The 21339-nt window shown below is 71.0% G+C and carries 17 protein-coding genes; 9 read left to right on the top strand and 8 right to left on the bottom strand.

The annotated features are described in order from the left end of the window. Positions 1-446 precede the first annotated feature (446 nt). The 3 genes from ACZ4EG_RS16025 to ACZ4EG_RS16035 form a co-directional block, all read right to left on the bottom strand. Complete coding sequence (locus tag ACZ4EG_RS16025; RefSeq protein WP_467791037.1) at positions 447-2729, bottom strand: FtsX-like permease family protein; 2283 nt, start codon at positions 2727-2729, stop codon at positions 447-449. Between the two features lie 66 nt (positions 2730-2795). After that, positions 2796-3560, bottom strand: coding sequence for an ABC transporter ATP-binding protein (locus tag ACZ4EG_RS16030; protein ID WP_467791038.1), 765 nt, complete (start codon positions 3558-3560; stop codon positions 2796-2798). Next, entirely contained in the window at positions 3557-4072 is a 516-nt protein-coding gene (locus ACZ4EG_RS16035) for a PadR family transcriptional regulator (RefSeq protein ID WP_263207428.1), read from the bottom strand. Before ACZ4EG_RS16035 ends, ACZ4EG_RS16030 begins: the two co-directional genes overlap by 4 nt. Positions 4073-4194: 122 nt before the next feature. Between ACZ4EG_RS16035 and ACZ4EG_RS16040 the strand changes: the two genes are divergently transcribed. From ACZ4EG_RS16040 to ACZ4EG_RS16060, 5 genes are all read left to right on the top strand, one after another. Continuing rightward, positions 4195-5466, top strand: coding sequence for an ABC transporter substrate-binding protein (locus ACZ4EG_RS16040; protein WP_467791039.1), 1272 nt, complete (start codon positions 4195-4197; stop codon positions 5464-5466). Between the two features lie 135 nt (positions 5467-5601). Further along, positions 5602-7239, top strand: coding sequence for a glycoside hydrolase family 13 protein (locus tag ACZ4EG_RS16045; RefSeq protein WP_467791040.1), 1638 nt, complete (start codon positions 5602-5604; stop codon positions 7237-7239). Between the two features lie 52 nt (positions 7240-7291). Next, entirely contained in the window at positions 7292-8620 is a 1329-nt protein-coding gene (locus ACZ4EG_RS16050; RefSeq protein WP_453548330.1) for an ABC transporter substrate-binding protein, read from the top strand. 6 nt (positions 8621-8626) lie between these two features. Further along, the gene (locus ACZ4EG_RS16055; protein ID WP_453548332.1) at positions 8627-9988 is read left to right on the top strand and encodes an ABC transporter permease; all 1362 of its coding nucleotides are present in this window, start codon (positions 8627-8629) and stop codon (positions 9986-9988) included. Continuing rightward, positions 9985-10824 carry a carbohydrate ABC transporter permease gene (locus tag ACZ4EG_RS16060; protein ID WP_390711419.1) on the top strand — a complete coding sequence of 280 codons (840 nt, stop codon included), beginning with the start codon at positions 9985-9987 and terminating at the stop codon, positions 10822-10824. Before ACZ4EG_RS16055 ends, ACZ4EG_RS16060 begins: the two co-directional genes overlap by 4 nt. Positions 10825-10976: 152 nt before the next feature. Here ACZ4EG_RS16060 and pgl read toward each other — a convergent pair whose 3' ends face one another. The 5 genes from pgl to tkt are packed head-to-tail and all read right to left on the bottom strand — an operon-like array spanning position 10977 to position 17599. Continuing rightward, on the bottom strand, positions 10977-11759 hold the full coding sequence (gene pgl / locus ACZ4EG_RS16065) for a 6-phosphogluconolactonase (protein ID WP_363297234.1): 783 nt from the start codon (positions 11757-11759) through the stop codon (positions 10977-10979). After that, positions 11756-12820 (bottom strand): glucose-6-phosphate dehydrogenase assembly protein OpcA, encoded by a 1065-nt coding sequence (gene opcA / locus ACZ4EG_RS16070; protein ID WP_467791041.1) that lies wholly within the window; start codon positions 12818-12820, stop codon positions 11756-11758. Before opcA ends, pgl begins: the two co-directional genes overlap by 4 nt. Further along, complete coding sequence (zwf, locus tag ACZ4EG_RS16075) at positions 12817-14340, bottom strand: glucose-6-phosphate dehydrogenase (RefSeq protein ID WP_263207413.1); 1524 nt, start codon at positions 14338-14340, stop codon at positions 12817-12819. Before zwf ends, opcA begins: the two co-directional genes overlap by 4 nt. Positions 14341-14344: 4 nt before the next feature. After that, positions 14345-15463 carry a transaldolase gene (gene tal, locus ACZ4EG_RS16080; protein ID WP_453548340.1) on the bottom strand — a complete coding sequence of 373 codons (1119 nt, stop codon included), beginning with the start codon at positions 15461-15463 and terminating at the stop codon, positions 14345-14347. A gap of 33 nt (positions 15464-15496) precedes the next feature. Then, positions 15497-17599, bottom strand: coding sequence for a transketolase (gene tkt / locus ACZ4EG_RS16085; protein WP_453548342.1), 2103 nt, complete (start codon positions 17597-17599; stop codon positions 15497-15499). Positions 17600-17984: 385 nt separating this feature from the next. Here tkt and ACZ4EG_RS16090 point away from each other — a divergent pair, with 385 nt between their 5' ends. The 4 genes from ACZ4EG_RS16090 to ACZ4EG_RS16105 all read left to right on the top strand — a co-directional run bounded on the left by ACZ4EG_RS16090 (position 17985) and on the right by ACZ4EG_RS16105 (position 21338). After that, the gene (locus tag ACZ4EG_RS16090; protein ID WP_390711414.1) at positions 17985-18953 is read left to right on the top strand and encodes a heme o synthase; all 969 of its coding nucleotides are present in this window, start codon (positions 17985-17987) and stop codon (positions 18951-18953) included. Between the two features lie 93 nt (positions 18954-19046). Then, complete coding sequence (locus tag ACZ4EG_RS16095) at positions 19047-19379, top strand: hypothetical protein (protein ID WP_467791042.1); 333 nt, start codon at positions 19047-19049, stop codon at positions 19377-19379. A gap of 96 nt (positions 19380-19475) precedes the next feature. Continuing rightward, entirely contained in the window at positions 19476-20582 is a 1107-nt protein-coding gene (locus ACZ4EG_RS16100) for an amidohydrolase family protein (RefSeq protein ID WP_467791043.1), read from the top strand. Between the two features lie 18 nt (positions 20583-20600). Continuing rightward, positions 20601-21338, top strand: coding sequence for a nucleotidyltransferase domain-containing protein (locus tag ACZ4EG_RS16105; RefSeq protein ID WP_467791044.1), 738 nt, complete (start codon positions 20601-20603; stop codon positions 21336-21338). Position 21339 lies beyond the last annotated feature (1 nt).

The raw sequence follows: 21339 nt of genomic DNA on the forward strand, positions 1-21339 counted from the left end.
TGCGGCCGTGCTTGGTGCGGTCAGCAGGCCGGAGGTGGGACTGGCGTTCCCGGCGCCCGCGCAGCTGGTGCTGCCCTGGGCGTCGATGAGTCGGCGTGCCCCGGGCCGGCCCTGGGCGGAGATCGCGGCGGCTCCTGCTGCTGGGAATGCGCGTCGGCGCACCGGTGCCGATGCTGGCGGCGCTGTTCTGGGCGTCGATCGGCCGCGGGTGTCCCGACCGGCCCCGCTGCCGCGGCCCGTGTGTCTGCCAGTCGGTGGTGGGCGGCTCGGGTTGCGGGTAGGGCCGAGAGGGTTGCGGCTCCCAGGACTGCTGCCGCGCCCAGGGCGATGAGGAGGCCGGGGGTGGGGGACTGGGCGATTCCGGCGCCGAGGTTGTTGGCGTGGCCCGGGGCTTCGATCAGTCGGGGTGTCCCGGGCGGGCCCGTGGCCGTGGCTCGTGTGTCTGGTCAGGCTGCCGCGCTCAGTGTGTCTGCCAGTCGGTGGTGGGCGGCTCGGGCTGCGGGTAGGGCCGAGAGGGTTGCGGCTCCCAGGACTGCTGCCGCGCCCAGGGCGATGAGGAGGCCGGGGGAGGGGGACTGGGCGATTCCGGCGCCGATGCCGCTGGCGCTGCCCTGGGCGTCGATCAGCCTGCGGGCCAGGGGCAGGCCCAGCGTCGTGGCGGCCAGGACCGCGGCCAGGGCCGTGCAGCTCGTCGCCGTCACCGTGATCGCGGTGATCTGCCGCGGGGACATGCCGATCGCCTTGAGCGCCAGCAGGTCCCGCTCGCTCTCGCGGACGGTCCCGCCGATCGCGGTGAGCAGCTCGACGGCCCCGATGAGGGCGAGGACGGCCACCAGCCCGGCGACGACTCCGCGCAGCGGGGACAGCCCGTCGGCCGGGTTCGGCACGGCGTGCACGTCGAGGTGCCCTCGGCCGGCCGTGGCCAGGTCGGCCGCGACCCGGTGCGGGTCGGCGCCCGCCCGCAGCCGCAGCTGGTAGAGGGTCGGGGCCAGCTGCGGATCGTTCTCGCGCAGGGTGTCCAGCGAGGTGGAGACGACCCGGCCGGCGTTCTCCGGTTCGATGCTGCGGCCCACGATGTGCAGGATCTGCGGCCGGTCGCCCACGGTCATCCGCACCCAGTCGCCGACACGCACGTCCAGCAGGTCGAGCAGCCCCTGCCCGGCCACGGCCTCGTCGGGCCCGCCGGCGCGACGGCCCTCGGCGAGCGCGTAGGGGTACGGGTCCTGACGGGTGCCGAGGCCCCGCAGGGCGATCGTGGCGGTCTGGCCGGGCACCAGGGCGGGCACCTCGACACCGGGGTAGGCGGCGGCGACCCGGTGGTCGGCGGTCATCAGCGCCCGGGCGTCCCCGTCGCTCATGGAGCCGTCGGTCCGGACGGTGAGCGCCGCGGGCAGCCCCATCCGCTCGGGGCTGCTGTGGAACCGGTCGATGGTGGTCCACGCGCTCAGCGCCACCACGATCAGCAGCAGCGGCAGCGCCAGCCGGGCCACCGTGGCCAGCGACCGGCGGCGCCCGGTGAACACCTTGTGGCAGCCCAGGACCAGCGCCGGCGGCAGCCGCAGTCCGAGGGCGCGCCGGGCCACGCCGGTCAGCCGTCCGCCGGACTGTGGCGCGGGCCGCGGCACCGGCACCGGCGACACCCGCCCGGCCCGCCAGGCCGCGAGCCCGGTGGTCAGCCCGATGAACAGGACCGCGCCGACGGGCACCGCGAACAGGGCCATGGTCTGCCCCGGCAGCCCCTGCCACACCGCCACCGCGTCACCGAGCCGTCCGGGGACAAGGCGGCCCGGCCCCTGGATCAGCGCCCCCGCGGCCACGGCGCCGACGACGGCGTACACGACGTGCTGGAGCAGGAAGATCCGTACGACCTGGCCGGGCGTGAGGCCGATCGCCTTGAGCACCGAGATGTCCCGCAGATGGCCTCGGATCCGGGTGCCGATCGCACCGTGCACCGCGAACCCGGCCGCGGCCAGCGCGCCGAGGCCGAACAGCCCCAGCACCTGGCCGAAGAGCCGGCTGTCGCCCTGGGCCTCGGCCCGCGCCTGCTGCCAGGTGGAGACCTCGCCGACCGCGCCGGAGCCCAGCACAGTGACCGCCCGCTGGACGGCGTAGTCCGTGTCGTCGGGGTCGGCCAGCCGCAGCCCGACCACCTGGACGCCCGGATCGCGCACCGCGCCCGGCGGCGCCCACACGAGCCCCGGCTGCTCGCCGGGGCGGTAGCGGGGCTCGGGGCTGTCGGCGATGCCCACGACGGTCAGGGTCCGGGCCGTGCCGGGCAGGCTCAGCGTGTCCCCGGGCTCGGCCAGCAGGGCCCGAGCGAGCCGGCTCTCCAGCACCACCCCGTTCGGGTCCGAGGGCCGCAGCCAGTGGCCGGAGGTGAGCAGTGGGCGGTCCACGGCGAGCCGCTCGGGCGTGGAGCGCAGCTCGACGGCGGCGCGGGTGCCGCGCGAGGAGACGGTGACGGATTCCGTGGCATAGGGACCGGCGACGGTCTCGACCCCGTCCAGCCGGGCCAGCCTGGCCGTGTCGGCTGACATCGAGGCATGGATCCAGACGTGCGCGCCACGGGCCTGGTTGAAGATCCGCTGCCAGGGGTTGGTCGCGTACCCGAACAGCGCCGTGGCCAGCAGCAGGGAGGCGACGATGCCGGCGGTGGCGAGCACCATGAACAGCGCCTCACCGCGGTGCGTGCGCAGATCGGAGTGCGCCCAGCGCAAGGTGGCCCGCACCGGCTCAGCCCCTCGGTCCGCGCCGGGCGGATCGGCTCGCCCGCGACATCTCGTCGTACACCGCCGTCAGTCCTTGAGCTCCAGCACACCCGAGATCCCGGCACCCCGGGTCGGTGTGCCGTCCAGTGCGGCGTCGTCGGCGATCCGGCCGTCGAAGAAGCTGATCACCCGGTCCGCGGCGCTGGCCAGCCGGGCGTCATGGGTGACCAGCACGATGGTCTGGCCGCGCCCGTGGAAGCGCGACAGCAGCCGCATGACCTCACGGGTGCCCTTGCTGTCGAGGCTGCCCGCGGGCTCGTCCGCGAGCAGCAGCGGCGGATGGTTGACCAGCGCCCGGGCCAGCGCGACCCGCTGCTGCTCACCGCCGGACAGCTCACCCGGCATGCTGCGCTCCTTGCCCTCAAGACCCAGCTCGGCCAGCAGCTCCTCGCGCTCGGCCCGGGCCCGCTTCGGGGCGACACCGGCCAGCAGGGCCGGCAGTTCGACGTTGTCGGCGACCGACAGGTTGGAGACCAGGTTGAAGAACTGGAAGACGATCCCGATGCGCTTCCTGCGCTGGACGGCCCAGCGCGCCTCGCTGTAGGCGTCGGTGCACTCGCCGTCCAGCCAGATGCTGCCGGCGTCCGGCCGCTGCAGCCCGCCGAGCAGATGCAGCAGTGTCGACTTCCCGGCGCCCGAGGGGCCCGTGACGGCCACGAACTCGCCGTGCGTCACGCGAAGACCGACGCCGCGCACGGCATGCGCGGGCGCGCCCTCGCCGTAGTGGGTCTTGACCAGGCCCTCGGCGCGCAGCACAGGAGCGGGGTGGTCGGGAGCGGGAAGGTCGCTCACTCCATCTCCTCCAGTTCCTCCTGGCACCGCTCCAGCCAGTCGAGGTCGGCCTGCAGATGCAGCATGGCGCCCTCGATCAGCAGGTGGGCTATGCGGTTGTCCCGGCTCTCGGCCGCGGCCAGTTTCGACAGGTTGCGCATGGTGTTGAGGTACTGGCGCCGTTGCTTGTTGATGAGGGTGATCTGGTCGGCGAGACCGGTCTGCGGGGCGAGGGCGAGCTTCATGAAGAACTCGTCCCGGACCCGCGGCTCGTCCTCGGGCTCCTCGAACCAGACGCGCAGCGCCTCACGCCCGGCTTCGGTGAGGTGGTAGACCTTCTTGTTGGGCCGGCTGGACTGCTCGACGTCCTCGCCCTCGATCAGTCCCGACTTCTCGAGGCGGCCGAGGGTCACGTAGATCTGGCCGACGTTCGGCTGAGGGTACGCGGAGCCCAGCAGTTGCTCAAGGTCCTGCTTCAGCTCGTAGCCGTGGGCCGGGCCGCGTGCGAGGAGTGCCAGGAGGGCAAGGCGCACTCGTGCTGTCCTCCCCTCCGGTCAAATGTGCTCCAGGCCCTAGTATCGCCCATACCTAACAGGTATACATGGCCTCTGATTCGGGCGAGGCTGCCCGGTGCCGGGTGTGCAAGGAGGAACCTATGCGGTGGATCCACACCGCCGGTAGGGGGCTCCTCGTCCTCGCCGTGGTCCTGACCGGTTATGTCACCTCCGGCGCGCGGGCCGACGAGGGCGGCGGCGGTGGCCGCGGCCCGCTCACTCTGGCCACCGCGGGGGACCTCACCGGCTATCTCGCCCCGCTCCTCGACGGCTGGAACCGCACCCACCCCGCCGAGAAGGTCACACTCGTCGAGCTCCCGGACTCGGCCGACGAGACTCATGCGCAGATGACCACCGATCTGCGCGGCGGCGACCGCAGCCGCTTCGACGTCCTCAACATCGACGTCAACTGGACCTCCGAATTCGCCGCGGCCGGCTGGATCCGCCCGCTGCCGCGCGACCGCTTCCCGCTGGGGACCTTCCTGCCGCCGGTCGTCGACACGGCCACCTACGACGGACAGCTGTACGCCGTGCCGTACGTCACCAACGCCGGACTGCTCCTGTACCGCAAGGACGTCCTGGCCAAGGAGGGCGTACCGCCGCCGCGTACCTGGGCCGAGCTGGAGCGGGACGCGAAGACCATCGCGCCGAAGTACGGGCTCGACGGCTACGCGGGCCAGTTCCTGCCGTACGAGGGCCTCACCGTCAACGCGGCCGAGGCCGTGTACTCGGCGGGCGGCTCGATCCTCGGCGACGAGGGCGCCCGGGTCACCGTGAACTCCGCCGCGGCCCGCGAGGGCATCGGGTTCCTGGCGCGCGGGGTGCGCGATGGCTGGATCCCGCGACAGGCGCTGACGTACAAGGAGGAGGAGTCCAGGCAGGCCTTCCAGGACGGCCGGCTGCTCTTCCTGCGCAACTGGCCCTATGCGTACGTCGCCGCCTCGGCCAAGGGCTCCAAGGTGGCCGGCGAGGTCGGCGCCGTACCGCTGCCGGGCCCGGACGGACCCGGGACGAGCGTTCTCGGCGGCTCCAACCTGGCCGTCAACACCCATGCGCTGCACCCCGACTCGGCCGCGCGGCTCATCGCGTATCTGACCGGTGAGCGCGTCCAGCGCCAGGTCCTCACGCACGGCGCGCTGCCGCCGGTGCGCGCCTCGCTCTACGACGACCCCGAACTGGTCCGGCGGTTCCCCTATCTGCCGACCCTGCGCGCCGCCGTGCTCGCGGCCGCCCCGCGCCCCAAGAGCCCGCACTACGACCAGGTCAGCCTGGTGGTGCAGGCCGTCGTGCACGACGCGCTGACCGGGCACGAGACGCCTGCGGCGGCGGTACGGCGACTGGCCCGGGAGTTGGCGGACGTCTCCAGCCGCTAGTTACATGTTAGGTAACGCGGACATCTCATCTGTCGCGGAAGCGCCCCAATAAGTCCGTATTTATTGCCCCAACTAGGCAGTAGCCTCTGTTCTCTTCATTGACACCTCCGCGATACGCGTACCTAACATGCATGCATGTTGAGCAAGTACCGCTGCTGGTGGCGCGACGCAGTGATCTACCAGGTGTACGTCCGCAGCTTTCTGGACAGCACCGGCGACGGCATCGGCGACCTGGCCGGGGTCAGGGCCGGACTGCCGTACCTCAAGAAGCTCGGTGTCGACGGGATCTGGCTGAGCCCGTTCTACCCCTCGCCCCAGCACGACCACGGCTACGACGTCGCCGACTACTGCGGTGTCGACCCGCTCTTCGGCGACCTGGCCGAGTTCGACCTGCTGGTGACCGCCGCCCGGCGGCTCGGCATCAAGGTGCTCCTGGACGTCGTCCCCAACCACTGCTCCAGCGAGCACCAGTGGTTCCGCGAGGCACTCGCCGCCGCGCCCGGCAGCCCGGCCCGCGCCCGCTTCCACTTCGCCGACGGCCGCGGCCCGGACGGCAGCGAGCCGCCCAACAACTGGTACGCCATGTTCGGCGGCCCGGCCTGGACCCGGGTCACCGAGGCGGACGGCCGCCCCGGCCAGTGGTACCTGCACATGTTCACGCCGGAACAGCCCGACTGGAACTGGCGCGAGCCCGAGGTCGCCGCCGAGTTCGACCGTGTCCTGCGCTTCTGGCTGGACCGGGGCGTCGACGGCTTCCGCATCGATGTCGCCGCCGGCCTCTACAAACACCCCGAGCTGCCCGACTCCCCGGACCCCGAGGCCGACGCCCGCAGCCGCGACTCGGTCAACCCGCTCGCCTGGAACCAGCCCGAGGTGCACGACGTGTGGCGGCACTGGCGCGCGGTGTGCGAGGAGTACACGGCACACGACGGCCGCGAGCGGCTGCTGGTCGGCGAGGTCTCGGTCCCCACGGCCCGCGAACACGCCGAGTACGTCCGCCCGGACGAGCTCCACCAGGCCTTCTTCTTCGACCTGCTCGGCGCCCCCTGGAACGCCGACGCCTTCCGCAAGGTCATCTCCGAGGCCATGCAGGACATAGCCGGCACGGGCTCGACGGTCACCTGGGTCCTCAACAACCACGACCAGGTCCGCACCGTCACCCGCTACGGCGAACCCGCCACCGAAGGCAGCGGACTCGGCGCCGCCCGCGCCCGCGCCGCCGCGCTGCTGATGCTGGCGCTGCCCGGAGCCGCGTACATCTACCAGGGCGAGGAACTGGGCCTGCCCGAGGTCGTCGACCTGCCCGACGACGTGCTCACCGACCCGATCTTCCGCCGCACCGGAAGCCGCGCCCGCATCCGTGACGGCTGCCGGGTGCCGCTGCCCTGGTCCGGGCAGGCCTCCCCGTTCGGCTTCACCTCCGGCGCCGAGAGCGCCAAACCGTGGCTGCCGCAGCCGTCGTACTTCGCCGAGTACGCCACCGACCGCGCCCTCGCCGACACCCGCTCCTTCTGGCACCTGTACCGCGACGGACTCCAACTGCGCGCCGCACTGCCCCAGTTGGGAGAAGGCACCCTGCGTTGGCTGGACACCCCGCCCGGCGTGCTCGCCTTCGTCCGCGGCGACGACCTCGTCTGCGCCGTCAACTTCGGTGCGGCCGCCACCCCCGCGCCGGTCTCCGGCACACCCCTGCTGTCCAGCGGCCCCTGCCCGGCCGGGGTGCTCCCCGGCTCCACGGCCGCCTGGTGGATCAGCGACGGCACCGACCTCTGATCCCTCCCCGCTCCACCCTCGTCAGTTTCCCACCCCTGAAGGGACATCAACGATGATGCGACGACGTACCACCCTGCTCACCGGCTGCACCGCCCTCGTCCTCGGGCTCGGCGCGACCGCCTGCGGCGGCAGCGGCCCGGTCTCCGCGGGCGGCGGCGACAAGGCGCTCAGCGGCCAGACCGTCACCGTGGCCGGCGTCTGGTCCGGCAGCGAGCAGAAGAACTTCCAGAAGGTGCTCGACGCGTTCGCCGCGAAGACGGGCGCCAAGACGCAGTTCGTGTCCACCGGTGACAACGTCTCCACCGTCGTCGGCAGCAAGATCGAGGGCGGCAACGCCCCCGACGTCGTGATGGTCCCGCAGGTCGGCGTGCTCCAGCAGTTCGCGAAGAAGGGCTGGCTGAAGCCGCTCTCGTCGACCACGGAAAAGACCGTCGACGCCGACTTCGCGCCCGTGTGGAAGAAGTACGGCAGCGTGGACGGCACCCTGTACGGCCTCTACTTCAAGGCCGCCCACAAGTCGACCGTCTGGTACAGCCCCGACGCGTTCACCCAGGCGGGTGTGAAGCCGCCGACGACCTACGCCGACATGCTGAAGGCCGGCCACACCGTCTCCGACTCCGGCCTCGCCGCCTTCTCCGTCGCCGGGCAGGACGGCTGGACGCTCACCGACTGGTTCGAGAACGTCTACCTTTCCCAGGCCGGACCCGAGAAGTACGACGCCCTCGCCGCCCACAAGCTGAAGTGGACCGACCCGAGCGTGGTCCAGGCGCTCACCACGCTCGGCAAGCTGTTCAAGGACAAGCAGCTGATCGCGGGCGGCCAGAAGGAGGCCCTCAACACCGACTTCCCCGGCTCGGTGGAGAAGGTGTTCGGGCCCAAGCCCGAGGCCGGCATGGTCTACGAGGGCGACTTCGTCGCCGGTGTGGCGCACGACCAGTTCAACAAGGAGATCGGCAAGGACGCGAACTTCTTCCCGTTCCCGGCGGTCGACGGCGGCACGGCGCCCGTGGTCAGCGGCGGTGACGCGGCCGTCGTACTGAAGGACGGCAAGAACGCCAAGGCCGGGATGAAGCTCCTGGAGTACCTCGCGAGCCCGGAGGCCGCGGCCGTCTGGGCGAAGGCCGGCGGCTTCCTGTCCCCGAACAAGAAGCTCGACCTCGCCTCCTACGGCGACGACGTCACCCGCGCGACCGCCAAGTCCCTGGTCGAGGCGGGCGATTCGGTCCGCTTCGACATGTCCGACCAGGCACCCGCGGCCTTCGGCGGCACCAAGGGCGCGGGCGAGTGGAAGCTCCTCCAGGACTTCCTGCGCGACCCGTCCGACCCGAAGGGCACCGCGGCGCGGCTGGAGTCCGCGGCGGCCAAGGCCTACCAGGACTGATCCTCGATGACCGCCACCACGCTCGTACACAAAGAGGCGAGCCCGCCCGCCGCCGGTGCGACCCGCAGGCGTCGCACCCGGCGGCGGGGCCGGATCGTCGCCCTGCTCTTCGTCTTCCCCGCCCTGCTCCTGCTCGGCGCGCTGGTCGTCTACCCGGTGCTGTTCTCCGTCGGACGCAGCTTCTTCGACGCGTCCGGCAACCGGTTCGTCGGCGGCGACAACTACACCGAGATGTTCCGCGACCCGGCGACCGTCAAGGCCATCCGCAACACCGCCATCTGGGTCGTGGTCGCCCCGGCCCTGCTGACCGGCCTCGGCCTGATCCTGGCCGTCCTGGTGGAGAAGGTCCGCTGGGCCACCGCGTTCAAACTGCTGCTGTTCATGCCGATGGCGGTCTCCTTCCTCGCCGCCGGCATCATCTTCCGGCTCGCCTACGACGAGGACCCGAACAAGGGTGTCCTCAACGCCGCCGTGGTCTCGGTGCACGACGCCTTCCAGGGCACCTCGTCGTACCCGACGGCGCGGGCGCGTGACGGACAAGGACTCACCCGGGGCCAGGACGGCTCATACCTGACGGACGCCGCCCTGTCCCCGGGTGACTCGGTGGCCCTCGGACTGGTCGGCGTGCTGCCCAAGGACCTGCCCCAGGGCGCGTCGCCCGCCTACCCGGCCGCCTCGCACAAGGCGGCCCCCGGCGAACTGCGCGGCGTCGTCTACCTGGACTTCACGCCCGGCGGGGGAGGGAAGCAGGGCAGGGTCGACCCGAAGGAGAGCGGGCTGCCCGGAGTGAAGGTCGAGGCGACACGCGACGGACGGTCCGTCGCGAGCACGACGACCGCGTCCGACGGCTCCTTCCGATTCGCCGGGCTCGACGACGGCTCGTACACGGTGAAGCTGCCGGCCTCGAACTTCGCGCCGCCCTACCAGGGCATCTCCTGGCTCGGGCCGGCACTCGTCACGCCGGCGATCATCGGGGCGTACCTGTGGATCTGGACCGGCTTCGCGATGGTCCTGATCGGTGCGGGTCTTGCGACCCTGCCACGGGACACGCTGGAGGCGGCCCGGATGGACGGCGCGAACGAGTGGCAGGTCTTCCGCCGCATCACGGTGCCGCTGCTCGCCCCCGTGCTGACGGTCGTGTTCGTGACCCTCGTCATCAACGTGATGAAGGTCTTCGACCTCGTCTACATCATCGCGCCCGGCCCGGTGCAGGAGGACGCCACGGTGCTCGCGACGCAGATGTGGCTGGTGTCCTTCGGCGGCGGCAACAACCAGGGCCTCGGCAGCGCGCTCGGTGTGCTGCTCCTGCTCCTGGTGATCCCCGCGATGGTCTTCAACGTCCGCCGTTTCCGAAGGAGTCAGCGATGAACGCGATCAGGCGCGGCCTGGGCAACGGCCTGGTCCAGGCGTTCCTCGTGGTGATCGGCCTGGTCTGGCTGACGCCGCTGGCGGGGTTGTTCGTCTCCTCGATGCGGTCGGCGCAGGACACGGCCAAGGGCGGCTGGTGGACGACCCTGACGAGCCCCGGGCAGCTGTCCTTCGACAACTACTCGGCGCTGCTGAAGAACTCCGGTATGACACAGGCGTTCTGGAACACGGTACTGATCTCGGTGCCGGCCACGACCCTGGTCGTCGTCATCGCGGCGCTCGCCGGATACGCCTTCGCCTGGCTGGACTTCCCCGGCCGCGAGCCGCTCTTCCTGCTGGTGGTGGCCCTGTTGGTGGTGCCGGTCCAGATCGGCCTGCTGCCGGTCGCCAAACTCTTCGGACAGCTGGGCCTGTTCGGCACGATCCCCGGCGTCGTGCTCTTCCACGTCGCCTACGGCCTTCCCTTCGCGGTGTTCCTCCTGCGCAACTACTTCGCCGAGATGCCGAAGGAGATGCTGGAGGCGGCCCGCATGGACGGCGGCAGCGAATGGCGCATCTTCACCCGTCTGGTGCTGCCGGTGGGCCGCCCGGCCATCGCCAGCCTCGCCATCTTCCAGTTCCTGTGGGTCTGGAACGACATGCTGGTGGCCCTGCTCTTCGCCGACAGCTCCTCACAGCCGCTGACGGTGCAACTCCAGTCACAGATCCGCCAGTTCGGCAGCAACATCGACGTCCTGGCACCCGGGGCGTTCCTGTCCCTGATCGTGCCGGTGGTCGTGTTCTTCGCGTTCCAGCGGCACTTTGTGCAGGGGGTGATGGCGGGGTCGGTGAAGTAGTTTTCTCGCTCCCGCCGCCCTTACCCGTTCCCATCCCCAGGGGTTCCGCCCCTTCGACCCCGCCAGGGGGCTCCGCCCCCTGGACCCCCGATCGGCCTGAACGCCGGACAGGCTGAGATACGGCCGGAGCCCCCTGGGGCGGTTGCCGGGAACTACGGTGACGCCGGTGGATACAGCGAGCGTGGCAGCTGTGCGGCCGCCGCCGCGTCCAGGAGCCACAGGGTGCGGCGGCGGCCGTACGCCCCGGCCGCCGGGGCCTGGATCTCGCCCGCGCCCGACAGGGCGATCGCCACGGCGTTCGCCTTGTCCTCGCCGGCCGCCAGAAGCCACACCTCACGCGCCGACCGGATCGCCGGAAGGGTGAAGGTGACACGGGTCGGCGGAGGCTTGGGAGCACCGTGGACGCCGACCACCGTGCGCTCCGTCTCCCGTACCGCGGGCAGTTCCGGGAAGAGCGAGGCCACATGCGTGTCCGGGCCGACGCCGAGGAGCAGGACGTCGAAGGTCGGCACCAGCCCGTGGTTCTCCGGACCGGCCGCGCGGGCCAGCTCCTCCGCGTGACCGGCCGCGGCCGCGTCCACATCGGCGCCGTACGGACCGTCCGACGCGGGCATGGGGTGCACGCGCTTCGGGTCCAGCGGTACGGCGTCCAGGAGCGCCTCGCGGGCCTGGGTGACGTTGCGCTCCGGATCGCCCTCCGGGAGGAAGCGCTCGTCGCCCCACCAGATGTCCAGGCGGCCCCAGTCGATGGCGTCCCGGGCGGGGGCGGCAGCCAGGGCGGCCAGCAGCCCGTTGCCGTTGCGGCCACCGGTGAGCACCACGGACGCGGAGCCGCGCGAGGACTGCGCGTCCACGATCTTGGTGATCAGCCGGGCCGCGGCGGCCTGCGCCATCAGATCCTTGTCGTGGTGCACGACCAGCTGCGGGGTGCTCACTTCGCCGCCTTCTTCGCGGGAGCGGAAGCGTGAGCCGCCGCCGCAGCAGCAGCCGTGGCTTTCTTGGCGGCCGTCTTCTTCGCGGGCGCCGCGGCGGCCTCCTCGGCAAGAGACTCGGCGGGCGTCTGTCCGGGCACCCCGGTCAGCCGGTCCACGCCGTAGCGCAGCGCCGAGGCGTAGGTGTCGTCCGGGTCGAGCCGGCGCAGCTCCTCCGCGATCAGCTCGGCCGTCTCACGCCGCTTGAGCGCCACCGCACGGTCGGGCTGGCCCTCGATGGACAGCGTGGCCAGCGAGCCGTCCGCGCGGTCCAGGGCGATCGGGCCCTGACTGGTGTCCATGCGGACCGCGGTGAGGCCGGGGCCGGACGACAGCGACCGCTTGACGGGCACGTTCAGCCGGTCGGCCAGCCACATCGCGAGCAGCTCGCAGCTCGGGTTGAACTCCTCGCCCTCCACCTCGACGGCCTTCACCTCGCACAGGACCTGGTCCAGGGCCGCCGCCAGCATCGAGCGCCAGGGCGTGATGCGGGTCCAGGACAGATCCGTGTCGCCGGGCGTGTACGCGTCGGCACGGGCGGACAGCTCCCGTACCGGCTGCTCGGCCGCGTAGGTGTCGGTGACCCGGCGCTGGGCCAGGGCGCCCAGCGGGTCCTTGGCCGGGTCCAGCGGGGCGTTCACCGGCCACCAGACGACGACCGGGGCGTCCGGCAGCAGCAGCGGCAGGACGACCGAGTCGGCGTGGTCGGACACCTCGCCGTACAGCCGCAGCACCACCGTCTCGCCGGTGCCCGCGTCCGCGCCCACCCGCACCTCGGCGTCCAGCCGGGACGACGTACGGTCGCGGGGGGAGCGGGAGACGCGCCTGATGACCACCAGCGTGCGCGAGGGGTGCTCGCGCGAGGCGTCGTTGGCGGCCTTGAGGGCGTCGTAGGCGTTCTCCTCGTCGGTGACGATGACGAGGGTCAGGACCATGCCCACGGCCGGGGTGCCGATGGCGCGGCGGCCCCGCACCAGCGCCTTGTTGATCTTGCTGGCCGTGGTGTCCGTGAGGTCTATCTTCATGGCCGGCGCCAGCTCCGTCCGTCTCGTGCAAGCATCTCGTCGGCCTCCGCGGGACCCCACGTGCCCGACGGGTACTGCGCGGGCCTGCCGTGCTTGTCCCAGTACTCCTCGATCGGGTCGAGGATCTTCCAGGACAGCTCGACCTCCTCCGTGCGCGGGAAGAGGTTGGCGTCGCCGAGCAGCACGTCCAGGATGAGGCGCTCGTACGCCTCCGGGCTGGACTCCGTGAACGACTCGCCGTAGGCGAAGTCCATGGACACGTCCCGGATCTCCATGGAGGTGCCCGGCACCTTGGAGCCGAAGCGGACCGTGATGCCCTCGTCGGGCTGGACGCGGATGACGACCGCGTTCTGCCCGAGCTCCTCGGTGGCCGTGTGGTCGAAGGGGGAATGCGGGGCCCGCTGGAAGACGACCGCGATCTCGGTGACGCGGCGGCCGAGGCGCTTGCCGGTGCGCAGATAGAAGGGGACGCCCGCCCAGCGGCGGTTGTCGACCTCCAGCTTGATCGCGGCGTAGGTGTCGGTCTTCGACTTGCCGTCGATGCCCTCTTCCTGCAGATAGCCGATGACCTTCTCGCCGCCCTGCCAGCCCGCCGCGTACTGCCCGCGGACGGTGCTGCGGCCCAGGTCCTTCGGCAGCCGTACCGCGCCGAGCACCTTGGTCTTCTCCGCGGCCAGCGCGTCCGCGTCGAAGGAGGCGGGCTCCTCCATGGCGGTCAGCGCCATCAGCTGGAGCAGATGGTTCTGGATGACGTCACGGGCGGCGCCGATGCCGTCGTAGTAGCCGGCGCGGCCGCCGATGCCGATGTCCTCGGCCATCGTGATCTGCACATGGTCCACGAAGGACCGGTTCCAGATCGGCTCGAACATGGTGTTGGCGAAGCGCAGCGCCAGGATGTTCTGGACGGTCTCCTTGCCGAGGTAGTGGTCGATCCGGAACACCTGGTCCGGCTCGAACACCTCGTGCACGACCTTGTTGAGCGCCTCGGCCGACTTCAGGTCGTGGCCGAAGGGCTTCTCGATGACGGCGCGCCGCCAGGAACCGCCCTCCTGGTCGGCCAGGCCGTGCTTCTTCAGCTGCTGGATGACCACCGGGAACGAGCGCGGCGGCACGGACAGGTAGAAGGCGAAGTTGCCGCCCGTGCCCTGTGCCTTGTCCAGCTCGTCGATGGTGGCGCGCAGCCGCTCGAACGCGTCGTCGTCGTCGAAGGTGCCCTGGACGAAGCGCATCCCCTGGATGAGCTGCTGCCAGACCTCCTCGCGGAACGGCGTACGGGCGTGCTCCTTGACGGCGTCGTGGACCTCCTGCGCGAAGTCCTCGTTCGCCCACTCCCGGCGGGCGAACCCGACCAGCGAGAAACCCGGCGGAAGCAGACCACGGTTCGCGAGGTCGTACACGGCGGGCATCAGCTTTTTACGTGACAAATCGCCGGTGACGCCGAAAATGACCAGGCCCGACGGCCCCGCGATACGCGGGAGCCGTCGGTCTGCGGGGTCACGCAGCGGGTTGCTGCTCGACAAGGTTTCAGCCCTCCGAGGGGGCGAGGCGCTCCAGTACGGCCTCGGTCGACTTCAGCAGGTCGTTCCAGGACGCCGCGAACTTCTCGACGCCCTCGTCCTCCAGGACCTGGACCACGTCGTCGTAGGAGATCCCGAGCTTCTCCAACGCGTCGAGCTCGGCACGGGCCTGCTCGTAGGTGCCGCCGACGGCGTCGCCGCGGATCTCACCGTGGTCGGCGACCGCGTCCAGGGTGGCCTCCGGCATGGTGTTGACCGTGTTCGGCGCCACCAGGTCGTCGACGTACAGGGTGTCCTTGTACGCCGGGTCCTTGACACCGGTCGAGGCCCACAGCGGACGCTGCTTGTTCGCGCCCGCGTTCTCCAGCGCGTTCCAGCGGTCGGAGGAGAAGACCTCCTCGTACGCCTGGTAGGCGAGGCGCGCGTTGGCGACGGCGGCCTTGCCGCGCAGCGCCTTGGCCTCGGGGGTGCCCAGCGCGTCCAGGCGCTTGTCGATCTCGGTGTCCACACGGGACACGAAGAAGGACGCCACGGAACGGATCAGCGAGAGGTCGAGACCGCGCTCCTTCGCCTTCTCCAGACCGGCGAGGTAGGCGTCCATGACCTCGCGGTAGCGGTCCAGCGAGAAGATCAGCGTCACGTTGACGCTGATGCCCAGGCCGATGACCTCGGTGATCGCCGGCAGACCCGCCTTGGTGGCCGGGATCTTGATGAGCGTGTTGGGGCGGTCGACCAGCCAGGCCAGCTGCTTGGCCTCGGCGACCGTCGCCTTCGTGTTGTGCGCCAGACGCGGGTCGACCTCGATCGACACACGGCCGTCCTGACCCTCGGTGGCGTCGAAGACGGGACGCAGGATGTCGGCGGCGTCACGGACGTCCGCCGTGGTGATCATCCGGATGGCCTCGTCGACGGTCACCTTGCGGGCGGCGAGGTCCGCGACCTGCTGCTCGTAGCCGTCGCCCGAGGAGATCGCCTTCTGGAAGATCGTCGGGTTGGTGGTGACGCCCACGACGTGCTGCTCGTCGATCAGCTCGGCGAGGTTGCCGGACGTGATCCGCTTGCGCGACAGGTCGTCCAGCCAGATCGCGACGCCTTCGTCGGAGAGGCGCTTGAGTGCGTCTGTCATGGAATTACATCTCCTACGTGTCGTATATGAGCGTCAGCGCTGGGCGGCGGCGAGGGATTCCCGGGCCTTGGCGGCCACGTTCTCGGCAGTGAAGCCGAACTCCCGGAAGAGGACCTTGCCGTCGGCGGAAGCACCGAAGTGCTCCAGGGAAACGATGCGGCCGGCGTCCCCGACGTACTTGTGCCAGGTGAGGCCGATGCCCGCCTCGACCGAGACACGCGCCCGTACGGACGGCGGAAGCACCGAGTCCCGGTACGCCTGGTCCTGCTCCTCGAACCACTCCACCGACGGCATGGACACCACGCGCGTGGGCACCCCGTCGGCCTGGAGCTGCTCGCGCGCCTCGACGGCCACGTGCACCTCGGAACCGGTGGCGATCAGGATCACCTGCGGTGCTGCGCTCCGCCCTTCGGGCCCTTCGGCCTCGAACAGGACGTAACCGCCGCGCGCGGCGTCGTCGTTGGGCTCGTACACCGGCACGCCCTGACGGGTCAGCGCGAGGCCGTGCGGGGCGCCCTTGCCGAACTCCTTGGTGTAGCGGCCGAGGATCTCGCGCCAGGCGATCGCCGTCTCGTTGGCGTCCGCCGGGCGGACGATGTTCAGACCGGGGATGGCGCGCAGCGAGGCCAGGTGCTCGACCGGCTGGTGGGTCGGGCCGTCCTCGCCGAGGCCGATGGAGTCGTGGGTCCACACGAACGTCACCGGCAGGTGCATCAGGGCCGACAGACGCACCGCGTTGCGCATGTAGTCGGAGAAGACGAGGAAGGTACCGCCGTAGATGCGGGTGTTGCCGTGCAGGGCGATGCCATTCATCTCCGCGCCCATGGAGTGCTCGCGGATGCCGAAGTGGATCGTGCGGCCGTACGGGTTCGCCTCCGGCAGCGGGTTGTCCGCCGGCAGGAACGAGCTGTCCTTGTCGATGGTCGTGTTGTTCGACCCGGCGAGGTCGGCGGAGCCGCCCCACAGCTCGGGGATCACCGCGCCGAGCGCCTGCAGCACCTTGCCGGAGGCGGCGCGGGTGGCGATGCCCTTGCCCGGCTCGAAGACCGGGAGCTTCTCCTCCCAGCCGGTGGGCAGTTCGCCCTTGCTGATGCGGTCGAACTCGGCGGCACGCTCGGCATTGCCGTCGCGCCAGAGCTGGAAGGACTTCTCCCACTCGGCCTTCGCCTGGGCACCCCGGTCGAGGGCCTGGCGGGTGTGGCCGATGACCTCGTCGGAGACCTCGAAGGTCTGCTCCGGGTCGAAGCCGAGGACGCGCTTGGTGGCCGCGACCTCGTCGTCGCCGAGCGCCGAGCCGTGGGCGGCCTCGGTGTTCTGCGCGTTCGGGGCGGGCCAGGCGATGATCGAGCGCATGGCGATGAAGGACGGCTTGTCCGTGACCTTCTTCGCGGCCTCGATCGCGTTGTAGATGGCGTGCGGGTCGAGGTCGCCGTCCGGCTTCGGGGCGATGCGCTGCACGTGCCAGCCGTACGCCTCGTACCGCTTGACGGTGTCCTCGGACACGGCCGTCTCGGTGTCGCCCTCGATCGAGATGTGGTTGTCGTCCCACAGCAGGATCAGATTGCCGAGCTCCTGGTGGCCGGCCAGCGAGGACGCCTCGGCGGAGATGCCCTCCTGGAGGCAGCCGTCACCCGCGATGACGTACACGAAGTGGTCGAAGGGGGACTCACCCTGCGGGGCGTCCGGGTCGAACAGACCGCGCTCGTAACGGGCGGCCATGGCCATGCCCACCGCGTTGGCGACACCCTGGCCGAGCGGGCCGGTTGTCGTCTCGACGCCCTTGGTGTGCCCGTACTCCGGGTGGCCCGGGGTCTTCGAGCCCCAGGTGCGGAAGGACTTCAGGTCGTCCAGCTCCAGGCCGAAGCCGGCCAGGTAGAGCTGTGTGTAGAGGGTCAGGGACGAGTGGCCGGCGGACAGCACGAAACGGTCGCGCCCGACCCACTCGGGATCGGCCGGGTCGTGCCGCATCACCTTCTGGAAGAGGGTGTAGGCGGCCGGAGCCAGGCTCATCGCCGTACCGGGATGGCCGTTGCCGACCTTCTGTACGGCGTCTGCGGCCAGGACGCGGGCGGTGTCCACGGCCCGCTGGTCCAGCTCGGTCCACTCGAGGTCTGTGGTGGTCGGCTTGGTGCTCACCCTGAGTCAGGGCTCCTCTCCACAAGTCGGTCGCCGGTCTTCCGGGCGCGCGCCCACCGGCTGCCGGTGCACTGGGTGCCCACCGGCCTTTGCTGAGCCTACCCCCGTGAAGACGTGCGTTTTTTCGAGCCATTCCAGACTGCCGGGCCTTACGGGGATCCGCCTCCCGGCCATTCCGGATCGCATTCGGCACATGAATACGGAGCCGCTCATCTGACTGCTCAATCGAGCCTCAGTACGACCGATGAGCACGGCCCTGAGTAGCAGGTGAACGACCCATGCCAACACGACCCCACCCCCGCGAAGGACGAGGTATGGGCAACGTCTACAGTGGCGTGGTACGCGCGAGCCCTTTACCCGGACTTCACACGGGAGGCTCGCTGGGATGTCTCTGTCAGGGGTGTGCGTGACGGCCGTCGAATCCCGTCCAGCGGGGGTGCTCGGTGCGAGCCAGAGCCCGAGCCACCGGCCGTTCGGGGCCCGTGCGAAGGCTTTCGTGGCGCTGACCAAGCCGCGGATCATCGAACTGCTGCTGATCACCACCGTTCCGGTGATGTTCCTCGCGCAGCAGGGCGTGCCGGATCTCGGCCTGGTGCTCATCACGTGCATCGGCGGCTACCTCTCCGCGGGCGGCGCCAACGCGCTGAACATGTACATCGACCGTGACATCGACGCGGTCATGGACCGTACGTCGCAGCGTCCGCTGGTGACCGGCGTGGTGAGCCCGCGCGAGTGCCTCGCCTTCGGCATCACGCTGGCCGTCGTCTCGACGCTGCTGTTCGGGTTCGCGGTCAACTGGCTGTCCGCCTGGCTGTCGCTCGGAGCGCTCCTCTTCTACGTCGTCGTCTACACGATGATCCTCAAACGGCGTACGTCGCAGAACATCGTGTGGGGCGGCATCGCCGGCTGCATGCCGGTGCTGATCGGCTGGTCGTCCGTCACCAACTCCATGTCGTGGGCGCCGGTCGTCCTCTTCCTGGTGATGTTCTTCTGGACGCCGCCGCACTACTGGCCGCTGTCGATGAAGGTGAAGGACGACTACGCGCGCGCGGGTGTGCCGATGCTGCCGGTCATCGCCTCCAACAAGGTCGTCGCCAGGCAGATCGTGATCTATAGCTGGGTGATGGTGGCCGTCTCGCTGACGCTGACCCCGCTCGGCTACACCGGCTGGTTCTACCTGCTGGTCGCGCTGGTCGCGGGCGGCTGGTGGCTCTGGGAGGCGCACGCCCTGCAGAACCGCGCGAAGGCCGAGGTGACGGGCGTGAAGCTGAAGGAGATGCGGCTGTTCCACTGGTCCATCACCTATGTGTCGCTGCTGTTCGTCGCGGTGGCGGTGGACCCCTTCCTGCGGTGACCCTCCGAGATTTCCCTGACGGGCGGGGTGCGTGGTCAAGGCCACGCACCCCGCCCGTCGCCGTTTGATCTACCCGTCGGTAGCATCCTGACCATGGCAGACAAGCAGCAGGTTGACTCGAAGGCCGAGCGCAAGGTGGCGCGGCTCGCGCAGCGGATCAGCGCCTTCTCCAAGGCGCACGGCGGTGCCGAGGGCCAGGTGGCCTACATCGGTGAGCGCGGCGCCCGGATCGTGCTCGTCGGCGAGGACGGCGGCTGGGGCGACCTGGTGGCGCCCTCGTACGAGATCGCCGAGAAGGCCGTGCAGAAGTCCGGGATCACCGTCCACGAGGCGTTCGACGGCGAGTTCGCCGCCAAGGTGAAGACGGGCCCCTACGAGTGGAAGCGGATGGCCGGAATCCAGCTCGGCGGTCCGAGCAACGGCTGAAGCTCCGCAACACCTGGAGCTTCGAGCAACACCTGACACCCGGTTCACCCGTTAGGACCTTCGAGAGGACGAGGTCCAGTCACACGGGGAGCCCGGATGATCGAAACACCGTCCCTGGTGGACCAGTACTGCCACGGCGTACTGAGGACGGAGCTGGGACTCGGCACGTTCGAGGCCCAGCTCGCCCGCACCGAGGGGCCGCCCGCCCCCGGTACCACGCTGTTCGACACCCAGACGGGCTTCGCCGTACGCCGCTGGTGCCCCCCGCTGCTCGGCCTGGAGCCGCACTGTCCGCCCGCCCGCTATCTCGCCCGGCGCCGTGAACTGGGCGTGGCGGAGGTGGGCCGGCGGCTGCTGCGCGGCAGCGGGATCACGACCTATCTGGTCGACACGGGGCTGCCCGGCGACCTCACCGGCCCCGCCGAGATGGCCTCCGCCGGCGACGCCGAGGCACGCGAGATCGTGCGCCTGGAACTCCTCGCCGAACAGGTCGCCGACACCTCCGGGACCGTCGAGTCGTTCCTCACCAACCTCGCCGAGTCGGTGCACGGGGCCGCCGCGAACGCCGTCGCCTTCACCTCCGTCGCGGGCGTACGGCACGGGCTCGCGCTGGCGCCCGAGCCGCCCGGGCCGGGGGAGGTGCGAGGCGCGGCGGGCCGCTGGCTGGCGGGGCGCCGGGTCGGCGGCGAGCTGAGCGACCCGGTCCTGCTCAGACATCTGCTGTGGATCGCGGTCGCCTCGGGGCTGCCGCTCCAGTTGCACGCCGGTCTCGCGGAGCCGGGGGCGCGCATCGACCGTACGGACCCGGTGCTGCTCACGGACTTCGTGCGGGCCACCGCGGGCCTGGGCACGGACCTGGTCCTGCTGCACGGCTACCCGTACCACCGCCACGCCGCCCACCTCGCCGGTGTCTTCCCGCATGTGTTCGCCGACTCGGGCGCCGCGCTCGTCCGTACCGGCGCCCGCGCGGCGACGATCCTCGCCGAGATCCTGGAACTGGCCCCGTTCGGCAAGATCCTCTTCTCCAGCGGAGCGCACGGCCTGCCCGAACTGCACGTGGTGGGCGCGCGGTTGTTCCGGGAGGCGCTGGGCCGGGTGCTGGGCTGCTGGGTCGCCGAGGGCGCCTGGTCGCTGACGGACGCCCAGCGCGTGGCCCACCTGGTCGCGGCCGGAAACGCCCGGCGGGTGTACGGGGTGGACTGAGCTGTACAGACTGGGCGGATGCAGACCGACGCCTTGCTCGACCGGTTCCTCACGAGCCTCGCGCCGCTCGCTCCCGTCGCCGTCTGGGCACACGGTTCCCTCGCCGGGGGCGACTACCAGGAGGGCCGCAGCGACCTGGACCTCATCGCGGTGCTGGAGCGCCCCCCGACCCTGAGCACCGTACGCAAGGTCGTCACCCTGCACCGCGCCCTGCGCGTCGAGCCGCTCGCCGCCAAGCTGCACTGCAGCTACACGAGCGCGGACAGGCTCGACGACACCGGCCACAAGCATCCGACCTGGGCGCACGACCATGTCATGCGGCGCACGGTCACCCCGGTCACCCGGCGCGAGCTGCACGACTTCGGCCGGGTGCTGCACGGACGGCCCCCGGCCGGCCTGCTGCCACCCGTGTCCGACCGGGAGCTGCGCGACTTCGTCGTGCGCGACCAGCGCGAGTACTGGCGGCCCGCCGTCGACAGGGCACGCCTGTGGAAGCAGGACATCTGGGTCGACCTGGGGCTGGTGACCTTCGCCCGCGCGACCGTCACCCTGCGCGAGGGCCGGCTGATCTCCAAGCGGGAGTCCCTCGACCTGCTGCCCGGCCTCGGCGCGCCGACCGAGGTGGTCGAGGACATCAGGCGCCGCAGATACGCGGACCCGCTGCCCCCGACCCCGGAGTGGACGGCCCGCCGGAGCGAGCTGACCCGGAGCTACCTGGGACCGGCCATCGACGCACTCGTGACGGCGTACGGATGAC

The organism is Streptomyces sp. NPDC025638 (genome assembly GCF_055558775.1).